18 protein-coding genes are annotated in these 21,300 nt (G+C 57.8%); 13 read left to right on the plus strand and 5 right to left on the minus strand.

From position 1 onward, the window contains the following. Positions 1-105 precede the first annotated feature (105 nt). Positions 106-2,085 carry a hypothetical protein gene (locus tag E4K64_RS09435; protein ID WP_135163248.1) on the minus strand — a complete coding sequence of 660 codons (1,980 nt, stop codon included), beginning with the start codon at positions 2,083-2,085 and terminating at the stop codon, positions 106-108. 110 nt (positions 2,086-2,195) lie between these two features. Then, positions 2,196-4,520, minus strand: a complete 2,325-nt coding sequence (locus tag E4K64_RS09440; protein ID WP_135163249.1) for an AAA family ATPase — start codon at positions 4,518-4,520, stop codon at positions 2,196-2,198. Positions 4,521-4,775: 255 nt separating this feature from the next. On the opposite strand from E4K64_RS09440, the gene E4K64_RS09445 reads away from it, so the two are divergent. The 6 genes from E4K64_RS09445 (at position 4,776) to E4K64_RS09470 (ending at position 9,709) form a co-directional block, all read left to right on the plus strand. Next, complete coding sequence (locus E4K64_RS09445; protein WP_135163250.1) at positions 4,776-5,081, plus strand: hypothetical protein; 306 nt, start codon at positions 4,776-4,778, stop codon at positions 5,079-5,081. Then, entirely contained in the window at positions 5,078-5,635 is a 558-nt protein-coding gene (gene rfbC, locus E4K64_RS09450) for a dTDP-4-dehydrorhamnose 3,5-epimerase (RefSeq protein WP_135163251.1), read from the plus strand. Before E4K64_RS09445 ends, rfbC (E4K64_RS09450) begins: the two co-directional genes overlap by 4 nt. A gap of 14 nt (positions 5,636-5,649) precedes the next feature. After that, a complete protein-coding gene (rfbB, locus tag E4K64_RS09455; protein WP_135163252.1) occupies positions 5,650-6,708 on the plus strand; it encodes a dTDP-glucose 4,6-dehydratase in 1,059 nt (352 codons plus the stop codon). An 8-nt stretch (positions 6,709-6,716) separates the two neighbouring features. Continuing rightward, on the plus strand, positions 6,717-7,703 hold the full coding sequence (gene rfbD, locus E4K64_RS09460; RefSeq protein ID WP_135163253.1) for a dTDP-4-dehydrorhamnose reductase: 987 nt from the start codon (positions 6,717-6,719) through the stop codon (positions 7,701-7,703). Beyond that, on the plus strand, positions 7,612-8,487 hold the full coding sequence (gene rfbA, locus E4K64_RS09465; protein ID WP_209311951.1) for a glucose-1-phosphate thymidylyltransferase RfbA: 876 nt from the start codon (positions 7,612-7,614) through the stop codon (positions 8,485-8,487). The genes rfbD and rfbA overlap by 92 nt, the downstream gene beginning before the upstream one ends. 115 nt (positions 8,488-8,602) lie before the next feature. Beyond that, positions 8,603-9,709, plus strand: coding sequence for a hypothetical protein (locus tag E4K64_RS09470; RefSeq protein WP_235884624.1), 1,107 nt, complete (start codon positions 8,603-8,605; stop codon positions 9,707-9,709). A 16-nt stretch (positions 9,710-9,725) separates the two neighbouring features. Here E4K64_RS09470 and E4K64_RS09475 read toward each other — a convergent pair whose 3' ends face one another. Then, positions 9,726-10,631: a glycosyltransferase family 2 protein gene (locus E4K64_RS09475; protein ID WP_135163254.1), complete on the minus strand. Its 906-nt coding sequence runs from the start codon at positions 10,629-10,631 to the stop codon at positions 9,726-9,728. Between the two features lie 189 nt (positions 10,632-10,820). Between E4K64_RS09475 and E4K64_RS09480 the strand changes: the two genes are divergently transcribed. The 7 genes from E4K64_RS09480 (at position 10,821) to E4K64_RS09510 (ending at position 19,043) form a co-directional block, all read left to right on the plus strand. Further along, positions 10,821-11,615: a WecB/TagA/CpsF family glycosyltransferase gene (locus E4K64_RS09480; protein ID WP_135163255.1), complete on the plus strand. Its 795-nt coding sequence runs from the start codon at positions 10,821-10,823 to the stop codon at positions 11,613-11,615. A 3-nt stretch (positions 11,616-11,618) separates the two neighbouring features. Continuing rightward, a complete protein-coding gene (gene wecB, locus E4K64_RS09485; RefSeq protein WP_135163256.1) occupies positions 11,619-12,743 on the plus strand; it encodes a non-hydrolyzing UDP-N-acetylglucosamine 2-epimerase in 1,125 nt (374 codons plus the stop codon). After that, positions 12,736-13,998, plus strand: coding sequence for a UDP-N-acetyl-D-mannosamine dehydrogenase (wecC, locus tag E4K64_RS09490; RefSeq protein ID WP_135163257.1), 1,263 nt, complete (start codon positions 12,736-12,738; stop codon positions 13,996-13,998). Before wecB ends, wecC begins: the two co-directional genes overlap by 8 nt. Before the next feature lie 34 nt (positions 13,999-14,032). Then, positions 14,033-15,196, plus strand: coding sequence for a DegT/DnrJ/EryC1/StrS family aminotransferase (locus E4K64_RS09495; RefSeq protein WP_135163258.1), 1,164 nt, complete (start codon positions 14,033-14,035; stop codon positions 15,194-15,196). 16 nt (positions 15,197-15,212) lie between these two features. Further along, positions 15,213-16,214: an NAD-dependent epimerase/dehydratase family protein gene (locus tag E4K64_RS09500; protein WP_135163259.1), complete on the plus strand. Its 1,002-nt coding sequence runs from the start codon at positions 15,213-15,215 to the stop codon at positions 16,212-16,214. A gap of 186 nt (positions 16,215-16,400) precedes the next feature. Further along, a complete protein-coding gene (locus E4K64_RS09505) occupies positions 16,401-17,453 on the plus strand; it encodes an NAD-dependent epimerase/dehydratase family protein (protein ID WP_135163260.1) in 1,053 nt (350 codons plus the stop codon). Positions 17,454-17,879: 426 nt separating this feature from the next. After that, the gene (locus E4K64_RS09510) at positions 17,880-19,043 is read left to right on the plus strand and encodes an acyltransferase family protein (protein ID WP_135163261.1); all 1,164 of its coding nucleotides are present in this window, start codon (positions 17,880-17,882) and stop codon (positions 19,041-19,043) included. A gap of 123 nt (positions 19,044-19,166) precedes the next feature. Here the strand turns inward: E4K64_RS09510 and E4K64_RS09515 are convergent, their stop codons facing one another. After that, the gene (locus E4K64_RS09515) at positions 19,167-20,507 is read right to left on the minus strand and encodes an NAD(P)H-dependent oxidoreductase (protein WP_135163262.1); all 1,341 of its coding nucleotides are present in this window, start codon (positions 20,505-20,507) and stop codon (positions 19,167-19,169) included. 58 nt (positions 20,508-20,565) lie between these two features. Continuing rightward, positions 20,566-21,186, minus strand: coding sequence for a dTDP-4-dehydrorhamnose 3,5-epimerase (gene rfbC / locus E4K64_RS09520; protein WP_235884625.1), 621 nt, complete (start codon positions 21,184-21,186; stop codon positions 20,566-20,568). Positions 21,187-21,300: the final 114 nt, after the last annotated feature.

A 21,300-nucleotide genomic window follows, 5' to 3' on the forward strand; every position in this document is an offset into this window, starting at 1 on the left:
GAATCCGAGGATTCAATAAAATTAATAGGAGCTATTCATGCTGACGCGATATCAAATAGGCTCGACCTGGGCGCGATCGTCCCGAGGCACGTTGCCGAAAAACGGCTATGGGCTTCGCGAGCGTAACTTCTGAACGTAACCAGGATCGAGCTCCAAAATCGAGCTATCGGCAAACGCCCTGCCGTCTGCCGATGCCGACTGGTATGCGGCGGCGATGGCTGGCTGGAGTGGGGTCCGGCCAGTGATAGCAACCTTAAGGTCGCGCCGGATAAGATCTCGAAGCTCAGGCTCCTTGATCGCCGCATCAGTGCCGAGAGCGACGGAAAGCCGTAGCGGAATAAGTTCCACCGCGTTTGGTGCAGTATAGTAGGACATCTTAAGTAAGCTTGTCGTGTCATAAGGCGCCGCGTGCTGCTTTGAAAGCGCCGCAAGCATGAGCCAAACGTCGCCCCGAAGGGGTGAATATTGCAGCACCGCAGAAAGAGCGTTCAAGTTCGTGGACCGACCGATCTCGGCTGCCTTGTCGGACTTAAGGGGCAGAATTGCAGTGAATCCTGAGGCAGTCGAGGCATGCTCGCGCGTGGATTGGTGCGTTGAGGCCAAGGCTTCATTCGAGCCGGCAACCGATGTAACTGAGAGTCGATCACTGAAAGGCCACCTTTGCGAGACGATCCAACCCGTTTGCGCAGCCAACAGCAACCCGATCATAGTCAGAGCAACGCGGGTCGGAGGCCATCGGGAAGCGAAGATAGGCCAAGGAATCCGTCGCGCTGCCGTGGTTTGGTCGCTGGCCTCCGTAGGCGGCCGCAATTCGAGGGTCTCCACGTCGCGAGCCGTCCCCGACAGGCTTTGAGCAAAAGCCAGGCCGAAGACCGCCGCCACCAACAGTGATGCCCATAAGTCGAAAAGGCTGTTTTCGGCAAAGGCCAGTATTGTCAACGATACGGAAGCGCCGGCGCCGACGGCTGGGTACAAGTAAGAGTGATTGCGAGACAAGGCGCGCCCGAACAACATGCAGGCGCTCATGACGGTAACCATCAACAGGCCACAAAGGAACGTACGTCCCATTTCGACCGCGACCGCTGCGGCGGCGGTCGGTCGTTCGCGCATTGCGAGCATGCCACCGTCCGCATAAATCGGCAGAAGCGCAACAAACGTACCTGCACCGCTCCCGATCGGGTGAGTGTCCTGTAGCATCCGCTCAGTTGCTGCCCGAGTCTGCGTCGACAGGGCAGTCGTCAGGTCAGCATTCCGATTGATTGGAATGAAAGTGAAGCTGGCGACGAACAACATGGCGGCGGTCGCGAGAACGCCAGCTCTGCCCCACAGGCCAAAGAACCATTTGCGAATAGCGACCACCGTGAGGATGGTTGTCATTCCGAGCAGGACGGCAATCAGCGCGATCCAGCCGCCACAAAGCGCGGCCGCCGCAACGGAGACGATCAATGACAGAATGGCGCAGGTCATCATGACGAGCGGTCCTGCCGGCGAGCGAGGGGATCTTCTAGGCCGCCGGAATTGGTCGACCGCACGGATAGCCATTGCAGTGGAGAGAAGGGCACCAAGTGCCGCCGCGGTCAATGTCCAGACTTGTTCGGCGGGCCAGGAACCACTCTGATTGCTACTTCTCCATACCGAAAATATGCAGATGGCCGCGGTGATCGATACGAGGATATAGAGGACTTGCGCCGCCCGATTCTTGTCCAGAGTAACGACTGCGGTGACGACGCCCGCAGCGAGGACAGCGTTGTAATGCGAAAGCGCCAATATCGTCTCGCGTACATCAACCGAGAACCTCTCTGCGAGAGGTTGGTCTAGGGCTGCCGATGAAATCGCCCAGATCTGATTTCCAAGGCCACGGAGCGGGATCGGAACCACCTGCAAGGCAATCCAAAGCACGGGCGCGGCGAGAGCCAAAATGAAGAGGGGCCGCAGAAGCTTCGCGAAGCAAGCGAGGGTTGACGACGTGGAGAAAAGGCCGGCGGCCAGTATAGCGGCCGCAAGAACGCCCGATAGCGCCGCTAGACCTAGCAGGTTCGGGACCACAGCAAAATCCGCAGAGACGGCCGCCAGCGCAGCGAGCATCGTAGACTGAAACATTTTACACCATCTCTGACTCTGACTCGCCCAAAACGGAGAGCATATTGCAGAAGGTGCGGACTCCGTCGTGAGGTCCGACGTATGTCAAAGTCATCCTAAGAATCCGACAAGCCATATCTGATGTAGTGGCTGTCATCGTAGTAATCACTTCGATGGGCGTCGTACCGTGCCATTGCCCTTATATCAGTCTTGTTGAGGACGACGCCGATCAAGGAATCGGAGATGGTCGGCGCAGTATGCAGGGCATGCTGAACGACATCGATTTTGGTCCGTCCCCATTCGACGACGAGAACGTAGCAGTCGATCAACGGCGCAGTGACGCGCACATCCACCAGAGGCGAGAGCGGAGGGAAGTCCACAATGACGTAGTCGTAGGACTGCCGCAAGCGATCGAATAGCTTGGTCATGTTCTCGGCGGAAAGGATCTCGCTCGTGTGAAGCAGGGGTCCGCGCCGGACAGCTGGCAAGAATGCGAGATTGGTTCTGGGATCGTGCCACAGCGCTTCTTCGAGCGAGTGCTTTCCGTTTGCCACCTCAATCAATCCAAATGCAGCTTTCGGAGCCATAGCCGCAGAAAGTGAAGGGTTTCTAAGGTCGCAATCGACTACAATAGCGCGCTTTCCGCTATGTCCGATGAGGTGAGCCAGGGAGGCTGCAATCGTCGTCTTGCCTTCATTTGGCAGAGCCGACGTGATTCCGATCACCTGGTTGGAGGCCTTCGCGGGGGTGTGGTCTATGGCAAGCTTGATCGAACGGATGGCTTCCGTGAAGCGGGAAAGGGGCATTCCGACGACGGTTCGGTGAAGCGCTGGCACGGTTGACATCGTGCGTGATCGCAGATCTTCATCCGCTTGCTGGGATCGGACGGTCGACTTCTGCGCCTTCGGAGGCGACAGCAAAGGGATCAGCGACAAGCAGGGTAGCTCCAGTGCGGCCTCCACCTGTGAAGACGTGCGAAAAACTCTATCCATGAGATCTCGCAGAAGAGCCAAGCCGATCCCGAGCGCGAGTCCAGCGACCAGGCCGAAGCTCAGCACCAAGTTTGCCTTCGGCTTGCTTTTGCGCTCTGGCGTGGCGGCGGGAAAGATCACCCGGGTTTCCGAAATCGGAAATGTCTCCTGCTGAGTCGTCCCCATGGAGTGTTGCAGAAACGCCTCGTGCATGGCGCGCAGACTTCTCGCTCGGCTCTCTAACTCCCGTATGGTTAGCTCTGCGGAGTTCGTCAGGCGCGATTGCGAGACGGCCCGAGCAAGCTGCTTCTCCAGTTCCTGCTGCCGCTGCTGAGCAGCTTCCAGTTCATTTTTGCTGGTTTCGGCGAGCCTCTTGACCTCTTCGAGGATAGATGTGCGAATGTCACGTATCCGAGCCCGCAGGTTGACAACCGCCAAATGGTCGCGCCCGAACCGGGTTGACCAATCGGCTTCGCGACGTGACAACTCGAGATATTGCTGGCGAAGCGTAGTGACAATCGCACTCTGGAGGACATCGGCGCTCGCCGCGTCAGGAGCGCTGATGGTGGATGAGCCAGCTGCATTGGCGCGCAGGACCGCGTCGTAGCGATTGAACTTGACCTGTGCATCGGAGGTCAGGGTTCGGGCGGCTACCAATCGCGCGCTGAGATCGTTGACAGGCTGTTCGTCAATCGATTTTCCGCCTGCCGAGACGATGTTGTTCTGGGACTTATATGCGCTCACGGCGCGTTCGGCCGCTAGTGCTTGCTCATTGAGATCCTGGAGCCGTTCTTGCAACCAACTGGCTGCCGTCCGCGTGGCCTCGAACCTCGAATTCATCTGGTCGTTAAGGTACGCGTTAGCCACGGCATTCGCGATCTCTGCCGCGCGTTCCGCGTTGCTCGAACTGTAGCTTACCTCGATGATCTTGCTATATCCGACCCGGTACGCGGACAGCCTATCCAATAACGCGGCAATCGCGCCTTCCCTGGGCGTATCAGCCTCCGCATCGTGCTCCGGCTGCTGGTTCCGGTTTCGAATGCGATGCAGCAGCGAGCTGAAGGACCACCGCGAGCCGGAAAGATCTGGATCCTTGGCGAGGTTAAGCTGCGTTATGACTGCCGCCGCAATTCCCCGCGACCTTATCATCTGTAGTTGCGTTTCGATTTGGGCCGCGTCGACGACGGGCTCCGGAAGAAGCGACTGTTGTTGAACGAATTGAGCGCGAGGATTCGACAGCAGGATTTGTACCTGAGCCGTGTAGGTGGGAGGAGAAAACCGCAGGTAGAGCAGCGCGGCAGCGAATACGAGAGCCGCGGTGACGATGATCATAAGATATCGACGCCTTACGAAGATGACCGCGAACTTGACAAGATCGCCGATTCCCCCGCCGTTGATTTCGTTCGACTGGGTCGGGCCGCCCAGAGGGAAGCGCGTTCTGTCGGTCTGTAGAAGATTACTCTGAAGCATGGGGTACCTGTCAGGCTCGGGAGCGCGTCGGATTGGTCGCCCGCATGCGGGCGTTTGGGCTATGATCTATTAAATTGAATAGTATCTCAAAAAAATATCATTGCCAAATTAAATATTATTCTGTTATTAATTTGTGGCTGGCGCGGAAAGGCGGCTCGGCCTGTTCGCATGGTGTCGCTGCTGCGCCCGACGGGATTCGGCGGATAAAATTTAAATATGATTTGGATTCGTGCGATTAAAAGCCCGGCGGGGCACATGTTGAAGGTGAAGACAGTGTCGGGCCTCCCTAATCATCCAATGACGGTGGAACGCTTTGAATGGGCCGCGTTGTCGCTGGCAAGGCGGGGCGATGCGAGTCGGCTCGAAACCCGGGATTCCTACCGCGCCGCAGAGGCGTGGCATGCGCAGGTACCCATCATGACGGGCCGGCAAGTGCCTATCATGAACTCGAACGACAACGGCAAGAGCAGTCTCGACGAAAGCATTTTCGATCAGTGGTTTGAAGACCTCGTTGCGCCTTTTGTCGGGACTGAGCAGCAACTGGCTGAGGGCTTTCCATGATGGAAGTACGGTGTTTGGAGATCCCAGATGTCAAGATGATTCAAACGGAGCGATTATCGGACGCCCGGGGTTACTTCTGTGAGACGTTTCAGCGATCCGCCTTCGCGGAGAAGGGGATTCTCGTCGATTTCGTCCAGGACAATCAATCCAGCTCAGACAAGGTTGGGACAGTCCGAGGCTTGCACTTCCAGCGACCGCCGTTCGCCCAAGCCAAGCTCATACGAGTGCTAAGCGGTGCTATTCTCGATGTCGTGGTCGATCTTCGGCGTTCGTCGGCAACCTTCGGAAGGCATATAGCTGTCAAGCTGGATAGCCGAACCGGAGAGCAACTGCTTGTCCCGAAAGGCTTTGCGCACGGTTTCTGCACACTGCAACCAGGGACCGTCGTGTTCTACAAGGTCGACCAAGTCTACACGCCAAGCCATGACGGAGGGCTCTATTGGGCCGATCCGGGACTGGCGATTGAATGGCCGGTGACAACGGCCGAGGCCCAAGTGTCGCCAAAGGACAGATCCCTGCCCAGGCTGGACCAGCTTGCGGCCGTTTTCGAGTGATGGAGAGCGGTCAGATGCGCATTTTGGTGACTGGGGGAGCGGGATTTATCGGATCTGCCGTGTGCCGTAGCCTAGCGCTGCAGAAGGGCGCCGAAGTGATCAATGTCGACAAGCTGACCTATGCGGCCAACCCATCCTCGCTAGCGCCCATCCAAGGGCTAAAGTCCTATCTGTTCGAGCAGCAGGATATCTGCGACCGCGAGGCCATGGATTTCGTGTTCAGCAGCTACCGGCCTGACGCGGTCATTCACCTCGCAGCCGAGAGTCACGTCGACCGCTCAATCACCGGCTCCGCGGCCTTCATTGCCACGAATATTGTGGGCACCTACACGTTGTTGGAAGCAGCGAGAAAATACTACGAGGGCCTCTCGGTACCAGGGCGAAAGCGGTTTCGCTTCATTCACGTCTCGACAGACGAGGTCTACGGTTCACTCGGAGCCGCTGACTGCTTCCGGGAGGAAACGCCTTACCGGCCGAGCTCACCCTATTCGGCGAGCAAGGCAGCCTCGGATCATCTCGCACTTGCGTGGTTCAAGACCTATGGCCTGCCGGTCATTGTGTCGAATTGCTCGAACAATTACGGGCCGTTTCAGTTTCCAGAAAAGCTCATTCCCTTGACGATTCTCAATGCGATCGAGCGCAAGCCGTTGCCGGTGTATGGCGACGGCCGAAACGTACGGGACTGGCTGCATGTCGAAGATCATGCGGCAGGGTTGATCACGCTTCTGTTCAAAGGCAAGCCCGGCGAGAAGTACAATTTCGGCGGAGATAGCGAACGCTCCAACCTAGACGTGGTTACCCAGATCTGCGACGTCGTCGACAGACTGTATCCCGGTCCGGCAGCGAGACGATCGATGATTACTTTTGTGCCAGATCGTCCGGGGCACGATATCCGCTACGCGATCGACGCATCGAAAGCTCACCGTGAACTTGGCTGGCAACCCACAAGGACGTTCGAGCAGGGGCTGGCCGAGACCGTCGCATGGTATCTCAAGAGCCGCGCGTGGTGGGAGCGTGCCCGCAGCGGGGTCTATGACGGCTCGCGTCTGGGGCTCCTCGCTACACAACATTGAGGCTGCAAATGACGGAAAGGCCCATTCTGATTGCTGGTCGCAACGGTCAGTTGGCAAGGTGTCTTCATGACCTGGCGACGCTGCACAGCACGCCAGTGGTCGCCCTTGGACGCAGCGGCATCAATCTGGAGGCCCATGGCGAACTCCGCCGAACGATCGATCCGTTCGCACCGTCCATGATCATCAACGCTGCCGCTTACACGGCGGTGGACCTAGCAGAGTCGGAAGTAGCAAAAGCATTCGGCATCAATCGCGACGCAGCGGCCGCGTTGGCCGACGTCGCATGGCAAATGAATATTCCATTCATCCACATCTCGACCGACTATGTCTTTGACGGCACAAAGCTGGATGCTTACGAGGAAAGCGATGTTCCTGCGCCATTGAATGTGTATGGCGCATCGAAGCTGGCCGGCGAAGCTGCGGTTCTAGCTGCTCATCCGCTCGCAACGGTGATTCGCACTTCATGGCTATATAGTCCCCATGGCAACAACTTCGTTCGGACGATGCTGCGGCTCTGTGAAGCGCAACCGATCGTCAAAGTCGTTGAGGATCAATGCGGAAGTCCAACATCCGCACTCGACCTTGCGTCGGCGATCCTTCAGCTCTCGGGACGGCTGCTAACCCACGATCGCAGAGCCATGGCCGGCATCTTTCATCTTGCCGGACAAGGTGAGACGACTTGGCATGGGTTTGCCCAAGCGATTTTCGAGTTGCTCGCTCATCGGGGAATCCGGGTGCCGCAGCTTGAGGCCATTACGAGCGAACAGTACCAGACCGCCGCGCGACGGCCACGGAATTCGCGCCTCAATTCATCCAAGGCCGAACGTGTCTTAGGCCTTCGATTGCCGTCGTGGCGTTGCTCTCTCGAAACCTGTCTCGGCCAACTCGTGGAAGGTGGAATCGATGCTGAAAGGAATAGTGCTGGCTGGCGGCAGCGGAACTCGACTGTATCCAATCACGAGAGCGGTCAGCAAGCAGCTACTGCCCATCTATGACAAGCCGATGATCTACTACCCGTTGTCAACGCTGATGCTGGCAGGGGTGCGCGAGATCCTTATCATAACCACTCCTTCAGACCGGTGTCAGTTCGAGCGCTTGCTGGGGGACGGTAGTCAATGGGGAGTTAGACTCAGTTACGCGGAGCAGCCCCGACCCGCCGGTCTGGCCGATGCGTTCATTGTCGGCGCCGACTTCATCGGGAGCGATCGCGTTGCGATGGTTCTTGGAGATAACATCTTCTTTGGCGACGGCCTGAGCGAATTGCTCGCAAGGGCTGCCGGGCGTCAGGAAGGTGCAACCGTCTTCGCCTATCGCGTACGAGACCCGGAGAGGTATGGCGTCGTTACGTTCGACGAGGACGATCGCCCACTGCGAATTGAGGAGAAGCCGAACCAGCCGAGCTCGAACTGGGCGATCACAGGTCTCTACTTCTTCGACAACAACGTGGTGCGCTACGCACGGCGCATCGAGCCGTCGTCGCGCGGCGAACTCGAGATCACCGATCTACAGATGCGATATCTTTCGGCCAAGGCACTCCATGTTGAGCGGATGGGGCGGGGGTTCGCCTGGCTGGATACCGGAACAGTGGAGTCGCTAATCGATGCGGCGATGTTTGTGCAGACGCTCGAAAAGCGCCAAGGCATGAAGGTTGCCTGTCTTGAGGAAATTGCGCTGAGGCAAGGTTTCATCGAGCGCGACCAGATCGAAGAGCTGGCGCGACCGTTGGAGAAGAGCGGTTACGGTCAGTACTTGCGCGAGATCGGTTCTCTCCTGACTTGAGGTCGGGCTGAATCATCCACAGAGGTCGAAACGAGCTAACCGTGGTTCTTCGATGAACATCAGCCCTATTACGAGTGGATCTTTGATACCCGATTCCTCGCAGGACTCGCCCCTGGTGCGCTATGCGCTCAGAGGATTGGAGCGGTGCTGGTTATCTGAACATCGCTGCTGGTCACATATCTACCATCTGGACGGGCGCGCGTCGCCAAACGAGTCGTTACGGCGCAGTGATGTGTTCTACACGCTTAACGTTCTGCTCGGAATGTCGAGGATAAAGAAGGGTCCTAGCGGCCTCAACTTATTGGAAACATTCCATCACAATGCGGTCCAACTCACGGTCCTTGCGGTGCCAAAGTATGCACTAGGTATGGCGCTCTGGGTTTCCGCGGAACTCCGCTTCGAGCTACCCGAGCAGGTGAGGCGCGACGTGCGAGCGCTCTTGAGCGATCAGGCGGGCTGGAAGACCTTTCGGGCTCAGGATCTGGGTATGCTCTTAACGGGCGTGGTGGCTCGGGCCAGGGCCGGCGACAGGGAGTGGGTGTCTTTCGCCGCTCCGCTGTATCGCTTTCTCCAGGAGCGATTCCACAGCGGATCGGGGCTATTTTTCGACGCATCATCAGGATTTCGGCGGCGCTTCGCTTCGTTCGCCACGCAGATCTATCTTTCAATTGCGTGCTATCACTACGGCGAGTTCGCAGGCGAGTCATCCGCGCTCGCCATGGCCGACGCCTGCGTTCGCAAGTTGATTGCACTTCAAGGCCCCGACGGCGAGTGGCCCTGGTTTTTCGATGCGGCTGGGGGGCGCGTGCTTGATTTCTATGAAGTCTACTCGGTGCACCAGTATGGCATGGCTCCGGCTCTGCTGGAATGGGCGGAGCGCTATCGAGTTCGGGGGGCACGGAATGCCTTAATCAAGGGATTTAATTGGGTGCTGGGTCAGAACCAGCTTCGCCGCTCGATGCTGGTGCCCGATCTGGGGCTGACTATCCGATCCCAGATTCGAAAGCGGGAGCTGACAACGCGGGCGCCGAGGATGCTGCGCGCAATCAAGAACGCATACTCCGGATGCGAGGCCGGGCTAATTGAAGATTCCGGTGTTGGACTTCGGCTGGAATGCCGTAGCTACGAACTAGGTTGGATGTTGTGGTCGTTCGGCCAGCGAAGTGACTTGCTGGAACTGACCCACAACTCGGCATTTGGCAAGATACCCATACCGGCCTGATGCCGAGAATATCCTTCTAACGATTCCAGGCGACGGCTCGCCGATTGCGCAGCAGCGACAGCATTGTTATGACCCGATGCATTCGTACGGCACACATGACGGCGATAGCCTTGATACGGGCTCCGATACCGTAGAGCCGGTCACTCGTTAAGATCGTGATGATGCCGGGAGCGGGCGAAGCTAGGACAAGCAGGGCCTGCGCAATCCAGCGCAATCTCCATGCCGGCTTGCCGTCGGCCATGTTGCGGTAGTGCAGGAGTTGTCGGTCCCACTTGACATATAGCTCCTGCAGAGAACTCCTGGCCGGGTGGAAGACGATCATTTCCGGGATATACCGGAATCGAAGCCCGGCACGCTGGGCCCGTTGTCCCCACTCCATATCCTCCGCCACGTCGATCCCTGCGAACGGTCCGACGGAATGGAAATCCCGGCGAAACATCGCCATGTTGCCTGTGCCGCAGTAGCCATCGCGCTCGATGTAGAGCTTGAACCGATAGGCGAAGACGCTCTCGTAGGCTGCGATGGCATCCAGGTGTGGCTTCGCGTCGCGCCAGATGCGGACGTCCCCTCCGAGCACTGTCCCAGGCGGGAGCGAATGCAGTGAGCGCCATACGCTGCTCAGCCAATCACAATGTGCCCTGCAATCGGCGTCGATGAAGGCAAGCACCTCGCCGCTCCCAGCAGCAACTCCGGTGTTACGCGCCGGGCCAGGCCCGGGCCGTGCCTCGCGCAACAGCCGTACGCCTGGATATTGCGCGATGACGTCGGTCGGCAACGTAACGGAGCCGTTGTCAACGACAATGATCTCGAACGAATCCCGGGGGATGCTCTGCGCCTCGAGACTGGCCAGACATGTCTTAAGCGCCATGGGCTGATTCAAATGTGGAACAATCACCGAAATCGCTCGAGGTTTAATGTCCATTTAATTTCCTCCGACGCCAACGTTGCGGCTTGGTCGTTGATTGGAGCTTCTTATCCCGTATTCAAGCCGAAAATATAATATCAATATAACTTGCAAATAAAATCGCTGTCATTATTATCTCGATATTAATTAAGTTCAATTGAAAGCGGTCTTTCGCTCAAAGCGAATCTTGGCCGGGGGAGGAAACCCATGCGTGCCTACTTTCTGGGGTGCCCCATCGATATCTTGACCATGGCAGAGACCGTCGGCCTTGCGCGCAAGGCCATGCGAAGCCGCCAGCGTCTGCAGCATGTCGCCCTGAACGTGGCGAAGTTCGTCAACATGCGCTCCGATCCAGTGCTCGCCGCTGATGTCGCCAGCAGCGACATTGTCGGAATCGACGGCATGGGAATCCTTTGGGGAGCGCGGGGGCTTGGTCTCCCGGCAACGTCGCGAGTCACCGGCGTAGATCTCCTCGGCGAGTTGCTGAAAGTGTGCGCGCAAGAGGGCTTCCGACCGTATTTTCTGGGAGCCTCACCCGCCGTCGTGCAACAGGCGGCACAGCGTGTTCGGGACGAGCACCCCTCGCTTGTCTTTGCTGGGGTGAGGCACGGCTATTTTTCCAGCGAGCAGGAGAACGAGGTCGTCCGCGATATTCGGTCCAGTGGCGCCGATTGCCTCTTCATTGGTATGCCCACGCCGCGGAAGGAACGCTTCCTTGCGGCCCACCGCGACGAGCTCGGCGTACCGTTCATTATGGGCGTTGGCGGAGGGTTTGACGTTCTCGCGGGCTCGGTTCTGCGAGCTCCCATTCACATGCAGCAACTCGGCCTGGAATGGTTGTACCGCATCTATCAGGAGCCCAGACGGATGTGGTGGCGGTATGCCAGGACGAACACGCTGTTTGCAGGAATCTTGACGCAAGCGTTCGCGCGGCAGGCACTTAGACGGCCGCCCAGCATGTACAATGTGCTGCCCCCCGGGACAGGCCGGATCGGAGGGTGAGGCGTGCGAAAGCATTTTTTCATATTGTTAGGAACCAGGCCGGAAGCGATCAAGCTGTTTCCGGTCATCAAGCGGCTCAAGGCCGAGCAGAACAAGGACATCTCCCTCACGGTCTGCGCGACAGCGCAGCACAGAGAACTGCTCGACCAGGTTCTCAAGATGGCTAAGGTGGTCCCGGATTTCGATCTCGACGTCATGACGGTGAATCAGACTCTCGATAATCTGACCGGCCGGCTATTGGCGCAGATCGGAGATGTCCTGGAGAGGGTGAAGCCCACCAGAGTGATCGTCCAGGGCGACACTGCGACTGCCATGGCAGGTGCGCTGGCGTCATACTATCACCGCGTCCCGGTCTCGCATGTCGAGGCGGGACTGCGAAGTGGAGATATCTTCGCGCCCTGGCCCGAGGAGGTGAATCGCAAGATCGTCGGCTCGATCGCCGATCAGCATTTCGCGCCGACTGAGCGTGCTGCGAGAGCGCTCCGGGCGGAGAACGTCTCCAACGATCGCATCCACGTCACCGGAAATACTGTTGTTGACGCGCTGATCATCGCGAAAGCCATGGTAGAGGCCGATCCGCAGCTCTCATCCCGTTGGGACGGAATCAGGAAGCGGCACGGCAACCGTCGCATCATCCTGGTCACCTGCCACCGCCGGGAGAATTTCGGTGGAGGTGTTCTCAACATCGTGAATGCACTGGAGACGATCTTGAGCCGGGAGGACGTTGCCGTCGTCCTTCCGGTTCATCCGAACCCGAACGTCCGCGACGTGTTCGCAACACGGCTCGCCGACCATCCGCGCGTCGTGCTGATTTCCCCCCAAGAGTACACGGATTTTGTCAGCCTTCTCTCCATGGCGCATTTGGTGCTGACCGACTCAGGCGGCGTTCAGGAAGAGGCGCCGACGTTCGGAAAGCCGGTCCTTGTGATGCGGGAGACGACCGAACGCCCGGAAGGAGTCGACGCGGGAACCGCGCGCCTGGTTGGAGCGAACTACGACAGGATCGTCGGGGAGACGTTCCGGCTACTCGACGATGATGAGACTTATGCTGCTATGTCTCGCTCCCACAATCCATTTGGCGATGGGCGTGCCAGCGAGCGGATCGTGAAGGTGCTTCTCGATGCCTGAACTCCAGAAGGTTGCTGTCCTCGGGCTTGGCTATATCGGCTTGCCGACGGCCGCGCTGATAGCCAGCCGCGGCCTGCAAGTGGTTGGCGTGGACACAAAGGAGTATGTGGTCAGGACGGTGGCCTCCGGAGCCATTCACATTTCGGAGCCCGATCTCGACGGTCTCGTTTCCAAAGTAGTGTCGAGCGGCGCGTTGACGACTTCAAGCAAGCCGCAGGCCGCCGACGTCTTCATCATCGCGGTACCCACACCCATTGACAGCAATAATCGGCCGGATTTGTCCAACGTGAATGCAGCCGTGGAAAGCATTCTCGATTTGCTTGTTCCGGGCAATCTCGTCATTCTCGAATCGACCTCGCCAATCGGAACCACTGAAGGCATCGCAAAACGGATTAACGAGAGCAGGCCGGACCTGAGAATCGGCGTCAATGGCCGCGAGGACGGCGCAGTGTACGTCGCATATTGTCCTGAACGCGTGTTGCCTGGGCGGATCTTGAGCGAACTCATCGATAACGACCGATGCATTGGGGGGATCACTCCTGCCTGTGCGCGGCGCGCTCAGCGCTTCTATAAGATGTTCGTTCGCGGCGCTTGCGTTGCCACCACCGCGCGCGCCGCCGAGTTGGTCAAGCTAACGGAGAACGCGTTCCGGGATACGAACATCGCCTTTGCCAATGAACTCTCGATGATCTGCGACAGATTCGACATCAATGTCTGGGAGGTGATCGATATCGCGAACCGCCATCCACGCGTGAACGTGTTGCGGCCGGGCCCAGGCGTGGGCGGGCACTGCATTGCCGTCGATCCGTGGTTCATTATCGATTCGGCGCCCGACCTTGCGCGCGTAATGCGAACGAGTCGTGAGGTTAACAACGCCAAGACGCAGAAAATTATTGAGCGCGCAGAGGCGCTGATCGAGGATCATCCCTACGCAAACGTGGCCTGCTGCGGGCTAACCTTCAAGGCCAATGTCGACGATTTGCGCGAAAGCCCGGCCATGGAGATCGCCGTACATCTGGCGAAGAAGTACGGACAGCGCATCAAGGTTGTCGAGCCCAATCTGCGGCGGCCACCGCCGGAGCTTGCCGACCACCATATCGGCTTGCTGAACATCGACGAAGCATTGCGCACGTGTGAGATTGCCCTTCTCCTGGTCGACCACGACGAGTTCAAGATGGTTCCGCTGGCCGAACGCCGTCATCTTGACGTAATCGACACGCGAGGTATCTGGCAAGACATGCCTGTGCGGACGTGAAGCTGCCGAACGTTCCAGAAGCGGGAATACCGAATTGATACCATTCTTGGACTTGAAAGCACAAGCTCAGACGGTCGGATCGAAAATCGACGCCGCGATCAGGCGTGCCATCCGACATGAGCGCGCTACATCGAGGCTTGAAGCGGGCGCTTTCGAGGAACGCTTTGCGGACTACTGCAACGTTGCGTGCTGCCGCGCTGTTAGCAGTGGCACATCGGCGCTCCATCTCGCATTGCTGGCCGCCGGAGTGGGGCCGGGCGACGAGGTGATCACGGTCTCGATGAACTTCGTCGCGGCGACGGCCGCCATCATCAGGTGCGGTGCAACACCCGTCTTCGTGGACGTCGATCCAGTCACGTGGACGATGAATCCAGCTTTGATCGAGGCTGCGATCACGAGCAAGACGAGAGCAATCCTGCCGGCGCATCTGCATGGACTGATGGCGGACATGGATTCAATCATGTCGATCTCCCGCCGCCACGGCCTCTTGGTAATCGAGGACGCTGCGCAGGCGCATGGCGCTAGCTACAAGAGCAGGCGGGCCGGCTCGATCGGAGATTTCGGCTGCTTCAGCTTCTATCCCGACAAGAATCTCGGAGCCTATGGCGAGGCTGGCGCGGTTGTCACGGATCATCCGGAGCTCGCGCGACGCGTGTCCTGGCTTCTCGACCGGACGCAGGAGGACGAGGGCAATCATGCTCTTGCAAGATGCGATCATGGAATGGACGAAGTTCAGGCGGCAGTGCTGAACGTAAAGATGGACTACATCGAAGCCTGGACCGAGGCACGTCGATCGATCGCCGCGCAGTATGATCAGGCATTGTCCAGTCTGGCGGTCGCGCGTCCGCGGCCACCCAGCCACAGCCGGCATGTCTATCATATTTACGCCCTGAGGCTTCGGCACCGCGATCAGGCTATTGCCATGCTGGGACGCGCGGGGATCGGGGTCGACGTTCACTACCCCGTTCCGGTCCATTTACAACAGCGTTACGCAGAGCTTGGATATCGCGTCGGCGACCTGCCTGTAAGTGAGAGGCTTGCGAGCGAGTTTCTATCGCTCCCCATTTATCCCGAGATGTTACCGGAGCAAACCGGCATCGTTGGCTCCGAAGTGAAGAAAATTGCGGGAGGGGAGCAAACGTTCCGGAGCGGCTGGACATTCCAGGACGGAATGCCTCGACATGGCCTCGTAGCCTAGAACCAGGAGGGCGGTCGTGCTGGATCTCAAGGGAAAACGCGTTCTCGTTACCGGAGGTGCCGGATTCATCGGTTCGCATATCGTGGACTCGTTGTGCGACGAAGGCTGCAGCGAGATCGTGGCGCTCGACAATATGGCGACCGGTCGACCCGAGAACCTCAGGAGGTCGCTTAACCGAGGACCGGTGCGATTGGTCCGTGGCGATTTGCGCGACACGAAGCTGGTTGAAGCTCTGGTAAGAGGGGCCAACATCATCTTTCACCACGCCGCGCCGTGCAGCGCTCATTGCTTGGCTGAACCGCGTCTTGCCATGGAAGTCATGGTGAACGGCACCTTCGATCTGCTTGAACTCTGCGTAAAGTACGACGTCGAGAAGATCGTCGCCGCGTCATCTGCTTCGGTGTACGGTGTAGCGGAGGAGCTTCCGACGACGGAACATCAGAATCCATATGGAAACCGTACGGTCTATGGAACAGCGAAGGCTTGCAGTGAAGGCCTGCTCCGCGCCTTCAACGATATGCACGGACTCGACTATATCGCTTTGAGATATTTTGACGTGTATGGCAGTCGAATGGACGTGCACGGTCGATACGGCGAGATGTTGATCCGCTGGATGGAGGCGTTGGAGGCTGGAACGCCCCCGGTGATAGTTGACCACGACCAGCAGACCGTGGACTTGGTGCATGTCCGTGATGCCGCACGCGCAACCATCCTTGCGGCGAGGGCAAAGGTCAGCGACGAGGTGTTCAACGTGGGGAGCGGTATCGAAACAACCTTGGTGCAGCTCGCTTCGGCCTTGGCTTCCGTTATGGGTCATGACGGCATGCTCCCGCAAATCGCGCCCGAGCATTCGACCAATCCGATGCAGCGCCGAGTGGCGTCGACAGGCAAGCTGGAGCGTCTGCTGGGCTTCCAAGCGACGGTGCCGCTCGAACTCGGACTGACGGAGTTTGTGAAGTGGTGGCGCTCCGAACGGGGACTTGTTGCCGGGCGGCATAGGCAGGCCCTGGCGTCATGAGTCTCCCTGCTGGGCCACGGCATCCCGTGAAGAAGCCAAGGCCGTGCGAGCAGCCGTCCTGGCTCTGCACTCTGCGTGACGAGGCGGTCTTCCCGATGGCAGGGGGCGGCACTTGACAGAACTCTGGCCGAAACACGTACAGCGGGCAACTTTCGTTCATGAAATTGAGTGCGAGGGAGAATGGCAATGCGAGTTCTTGTAACAGGTCATCTTGGCTACATCGGCACGGTCTTAATCCCAATGCTGGTCGGCGCCGGTCACGAGGTGACTGGAATGGACAGCGATATCTACTCCCGGTGCACATACGCCCCTGGCGGTAGCATTCTCGAGGTCCCGACGATCTGGAAGGACGTCAGAGATGCGGAGGTCACGGATCTCGTTGGCTTCGACGCTGTGCTGCATCTAGCCGCACTCTCCAACGATCCGCTCGGCAATCTGAGGCCTGAACTGACCGACCAGATCAATCATCGCGCAAGCGTTCGCATCGCCGAGATAGCAAAGCATGCCGGCGTGCGTCGTTTCGTGTTCGCCTCATCCTGCAGCAACTATGGAAAAGCCGGTGAGGAAATGATCGATGAGACCGCAGCGCTCAATCCGGTGACGGCCTACGGACAATCCAAGGTCGCGTCGGAACGTGGTATTTCGGCGTTGGCCGACGACGGGTTTTGCCCAGTGTTTCTGAGGCCAGCGACAGCGTACGGAGTCTCTCCGCGGCTGCGCTTCGATATTGTCCTGAATAACCTTGTTGCATGGGCGTTTACGACAGGAAGAATTCACCTGAAATCGGATGGCTCGCCCTGGCGGCCGATCGTCCACATCGAGGATATTTCTCGAGCTTTCATAGCCGCATTGGAGGCACCTGCCGAGGCCGTCTTCAATGAGGCGTTCAATGTCGGTCAGACTGCTCACAATTATCGAATTCGGGATTTGGCCGAGATCGTCGCGAGTGTGGTGCCGAATTCTACGGTGGAGTTTGCCGAAGATGCGAGTCCAGACGAGCGATCCTACCGAGTGAGCTTCGAAAAGATCCGCCGCAAGTTGCCAGGGTTCCAGCCCCGCTGGGACGCTCGAATGGGCGCCGAGCAGCTCTACAGGGTCTATCGTTCGTCTAAGTTGACTTTGGAGGAATTCGAAGGGCCGCGATATCAACGCATCGGCCATATTCGGAGGCTGCTGGCGGAAAGAATTCTGACTAGCGACTTGCGCCACACGAGACCGCAGCTTGCAGCGGTGTCTTGAATAGTCAGCTCACCGTGCACTAAAGCCGGTTGAAAGAAGCCAACGCGGGTATATTGCTGTGCCGCCCCTGTGATTTCGTCAGCGCAGGCCCCGCGCTTACTGGCTGGATTCGGGCGTTGCTTCGGCCAGCACGACGCGTTGGCGATCGTCATCCAGAGGGCGTCGTTCGCCGAAAATGTCGCGGGTAGGGCATTGCGAGGTCGCGTCCTCTTGAAAGTCATCAAATGACGGAATCTCTCCGAGTAGCGGCCGACTGAGCTTCACTAGGACATAAGCCGAGAGGCCGCGCTGGCCTCGGGAACTACCGCGATCATGGTCACCTTATTCTGAGTCAAAGTCTAAACATTTAGATTTGTTAATGACCAAGCGTCAAAATCCCGACAAATGGAAATGAAATAATGTTCTCCGAACCAACGTTAGCGATACGTGCCATCCTTTTCGACTCAACCGAAGCAAGGAAAGGGCGCCGCGCTGAAGAAGTTTCGAGCCATCGAAGGACTGCGAGGCTGGCTGGCGTGGACCGTGGTGTTGGCGCACCTCGCATATTGTTCGGGCTTCAGTGTCGGAGCATTGGGACCGCATGTCAGATCGCTGGGCCCGCCGGCCGTTCTCGTTTTTCTTATCGTCAGCGGCTTCGTGATCACACACGTTGTTATCGAAAAAGCGGAGCCATATCCGGTCTACATCATCCAGCGTTTTGCTCGACTGTTTCCGTTGTTTGCCGCCACCTGCTTTTTCGGGTTCTTCACCAACGATCTACTTGCCATTTCGCTAGCTGCTCCTGGCTTTAGCGATTCCGAGTTCGCAAAAGTTGCTAATGGTGTCGCCGCAAGCAATCACAAGTACTTCTGGTCACACCTTCTCGCGCACCTCACGATGCTGCACGGTGCCATCTCCAATGCAGCGTTGCCGTATTCGGAGTACGCATTCAACATGCCAGCATGGAGCATTTCGCTGGAATGGCAATTCTATCTTGTTGCGCCGCTGATAATCTGCATCATCCGAAATGAATTGCTCATCCCGTTGCTGGCCATTGCAGTTGCGATTTGTGAGTTTTGGTTCAGGAGTTTCGTCGGCACTGCTCAGCCCGGGGCTTTGCCGCTCGGGGTTAGTTACTTTGTGGTGGGAATTGTGAGCCGGTTCACCTACCCGTATGTGGAAGGCCACAATTGGCTTGTCCAGGCCGTGGCTTTGGCGATCGTCCTTTTACCGTTGCGCAATGAACTGCGACCGTTCCTGATCTGGCTTATTGTATTTTTTGGTCTTCCGCGGAAGTGCCATGAGCGGCCGGGACTTGCTGGCAATATATACTCCTGCGCGCTCATGAGTCCCGTGGCGCAATATTTTGGTTCGCGCTCCTACTCGATCTTTCTGTGTCATTACCCCATCATTTCCGCGATTGTTTGGATCCTCTTCAGCTACTCTGGGACTGCTCCTGGGATGTTGCTGCTTTCGTGCCTGAGCATACCCGCCACGATCATCGTTTCAGAACTTACGTATCGATACATTGAACTGCCGGGGATCAAGATGGGAAAACGCGCCGCGGCTTGGATGCAGCCGCCGATCACGTCGGGTGTGGCTTCCCAATGAATATTAGTGCGAGGATCCGCTCGAGCAAGATCAACGAGTCAGACAGGCGAGCGGGCTCGTGGCGACGCGTTCGCAAGCCGGCGTCACATGGCTCGGCAAGACGTGGTCATTCATTCAGCCCCTTCAAGCCGTGAGAGCAAATGAAGCATCCCGGGTCCGTTGCTCAAGCCAAGTGTCTCCGTTGAAGTGCTTGTATTGTTCTGCACGCAGCTTGTCGGCCAAGCGACCCGGCGGCAGATCAACATCCGCATACGTCAGGACTGCATCCTTTTTTACTGCGTGCCGCAATCTGCAACCCTCTACGAGACCTTCAGGAAGGTACTGCATTTGGCTCATTTCCTCGGAGTTCACGGCTTCGCCATAGGTCATGTACATTCCATAATCATCGAGGACCTCGCCCACCTCCAAGTCACGCTTGGCGATAGCACAGACCTCGACAACCGGACCGGCGATGGGAGGGGCGACCAAATCCTTGAAAAGAAACGCGCGGGCTATCGAGTTCGGTACTTCGAAGTGAACGAGGTGATAGGGTGTGAAGAACGAGTACAAGGGGCCTTCACCCATTTTGTACAAGCTCAAATACTTCTGTTGCTTTGGATCGGTGTGCTCGGCAAGCACGTAAACCTTGGTCAGCGGTGTGCCGACGAGATAGTCGATGATTCCGCCCAGGGCGCGGACCTCGTCTATGTCGTAGAGCGCGCCGATCTTCATAACGTCGCCGCGATATTCCAGCCCGCGCGACATGCCGCGTGATCTTACCTTGAAGCCAGTCGCATTGGCCACGATCGTCTGCTCGAAACTGATCTTGGATCCATCGGCGAAGCTGGTGACCATGGCCGGGTTCTGGCCCCATTGCTCGGCAAATCCTTTCTGCGTGGTGGGGTTGCGATACGGATCCTGGAGTCCCTTGATGTTGCCGACGACGCGTGGGATCAAGCCGAGGCCCTTTACCCATCGAACTAGGTTCATTTGCACTCCCGGTTCGTCGCCATCGCATGCGGACAGGGAGCCGCCGTACTTCTTTGCATAGACCTGCAAGATCGGTCCGATGGTGGCGTCAATCTCCGCATTCATGAGGACGACGGTTTTCTGGTGCTTGAAGGCTTCCAGCGCGACCTGAGCGCCGAGCTCAACTGATCCGGTCACGTCGACGATCACGTCGACCAGATCCGATCTGGCGAGCAGGAACGGGTCCTCGGTGACCACCGGAATGCCGGCGGCAATGGCTCTGTCGAGCCGCCCTTGGCTGTCAACGTCAGCGACGTCGGTCTGGCCGGAATAACCGAACACGTCACGCCCGCGCTGGGGCTTTCGGCTGTATATGGCAACGACCCGCATTCCGGGAATGCTGTTATTGATTTGATTGGTAAGCCCCTGAGCCATGAAGCCCGCGCCGAGAAGACCGACACGGATAGGCTTTCCGGCTGCATGACGAACTTGCAGTGCGTGATCGACGAGTATCATCGTAGAATCTTTCAACGGGAAGGGATCGGTAGGGGGCTGCTAGCAACGCGCTTTCGCGTCAACCAACGATGTCGGCGAGTTCCATCCGCCCTTTCAGTTCGGCTTCGACCTCGCTGAGTAAGCGAAAGTTCTGATCCTTTTCCGAGATCACGGAAATCGGAAGCGGCCAGGTCAGCCCGAGCCTGGGATCATTGTACATCAGCCCGCTCTCCGCCTCGGGAGTATAGAACTCCCCCACTTGGTAGCTGGTGTCGGTATTGTCGGCGAGAGTCTGATAACCGTGAGCAAACCGTTCCGGCACGTAGAGCGCCCGCTGGTTGATGTCGTTCAGCTCGACAGCGACATGCTGTAGAAAGGTCGAGCTCTCGGGGCGGAGGTCGACTATAATGTCGAGGATGGCGCCACGCGTGCACCGAACCAGTTTCGTCTCGGACGCCGGCGGAAACTGAAAATGCATGCCGCGCAGGGTTCCCCGCCGGACATTTGACGCGATATTGGCCTGCGCAATGCTTGGATTGAGGCCGAGGGCCCTAAACTCTCTCTGGCAAAAAGTTCGGGCAAAAAAGCCGCGCGGATCTTCGCGCCGTTCAATATCGATAATATAGGCCCCTTTAAGTTTGGTTTCGCTTATAATCACTTCAATTCCCTCCTCAATACGCCGCGAGGCGCTCAAATGCATCGAAATATCAACAATTATAGTGCTTAAGAGCGGAATCTCAAAATAGTTTTCGAAAAATATTGATTAATGTGCCTCGTGATGTAAAATGTGAATTAAATAGTGATGGTGTTATAT

Source organism: Bradyrhizobium frederickii (assembly GCF_004570865.1).
In the GTDB taxonomy this organism is placed as follows: domain Bacteria; phylum Pseudomonadota; class Alphaproteobacteria; order Rhizobiales; family Xanthobacteraceae; genus Bradyrhizobium; species Bradyrhizobium frederickii.

Bases quoted from the DNA above. Each gene is read 5' to 3' on its own strand.
- wecC (WP_135163257.1), top strand. From the start codon at position 12,736: ATGCCTGAACTCCAGAAGGTTGCTGTCCTCGGGCTTGGCTATATCGGC.
- E4K64_RS09480 (WP_135163255.1), top strand. From the start codon at position 10,821: ATGCGTGCCTACTTTCTGGGGTGCCCCATCGATATCTTGACCATGGCA.
- rfbC (WP_135163251.1), top strand. From the start codon at position 5,078: ATGATGGAAGTACGGTGTTTGGAGATCCCAGATGTCAAGATGATTCAA.
- E4K64_RS09515 (WP_135163262.1), bottom strand. From the start codon at position 20,507: ATGATACTCGTCGATCACGCACTGCAAGTTCGTCATGCAGCCGGAAAG.
- E4K64_RS09435 (WP_135163248.1), bottom strand. From the start codon at position 2,085: ATGCTCGCTGCGCTGGCGGCCGTCTCTGCGGATTTTGCTGTGGTCCCG.
- E4K64_RS09505 (WP_135163260.1), top strand. From the start codon at position 16,401: ATGCGAGTTCTTGTAACAGGTCATCTTGGCTACATCGGCACGGTCTTA.
- E4K64_RS09440 (WP_135163249.1), bottom strand. From the start codon at position 4,520: ATGCTTCAGAGTAATCTTCTACAGACCGACAGAACGCGCTTCCCTCTG.
- rfbA (WP_209311951.1), top strand. From the start codon at position 7,612: ATGCTGAAAGGAATAGTGCTGGCTGGCGGCAGCGGAACTCGACTGTAT.
- rfbC (WP_235884625.1), bottom strand. From the start codon at position 21,186: ATGCATTTGAGCGCCTCGCGGCGTATTGAGGAGGGAATTGAAGTGATT.
- E4K64_RS09475 (WP_135163254.1), bottom strand. From the start codon at position 10,631: ATGGACATTAAACCTCGAGCGATTTCGGTGATTGTTCCACATTTGAAT.
- rfbD (WP_135163253.1), top strand. From the start codon at position 6,717: ATGACGGAAAGGCCCATTCTGATTGCTGGTCGCAACGGTCAGTTGGCA.
- E4K64_RS09445 (WP_135163250.1), top strand. From the start codon at position 4,776: ATGTTGAAGGTGAAGACAGTGTCGGGCCTCCCTAATCATCCAATGACG.
- rfbB (WP_135163252.1), top strand. From the start codon at position 5,650: ATGCGCATTTTGGTGACTGGGGGAGCGGGATTTATCGGATCTGCCGTG.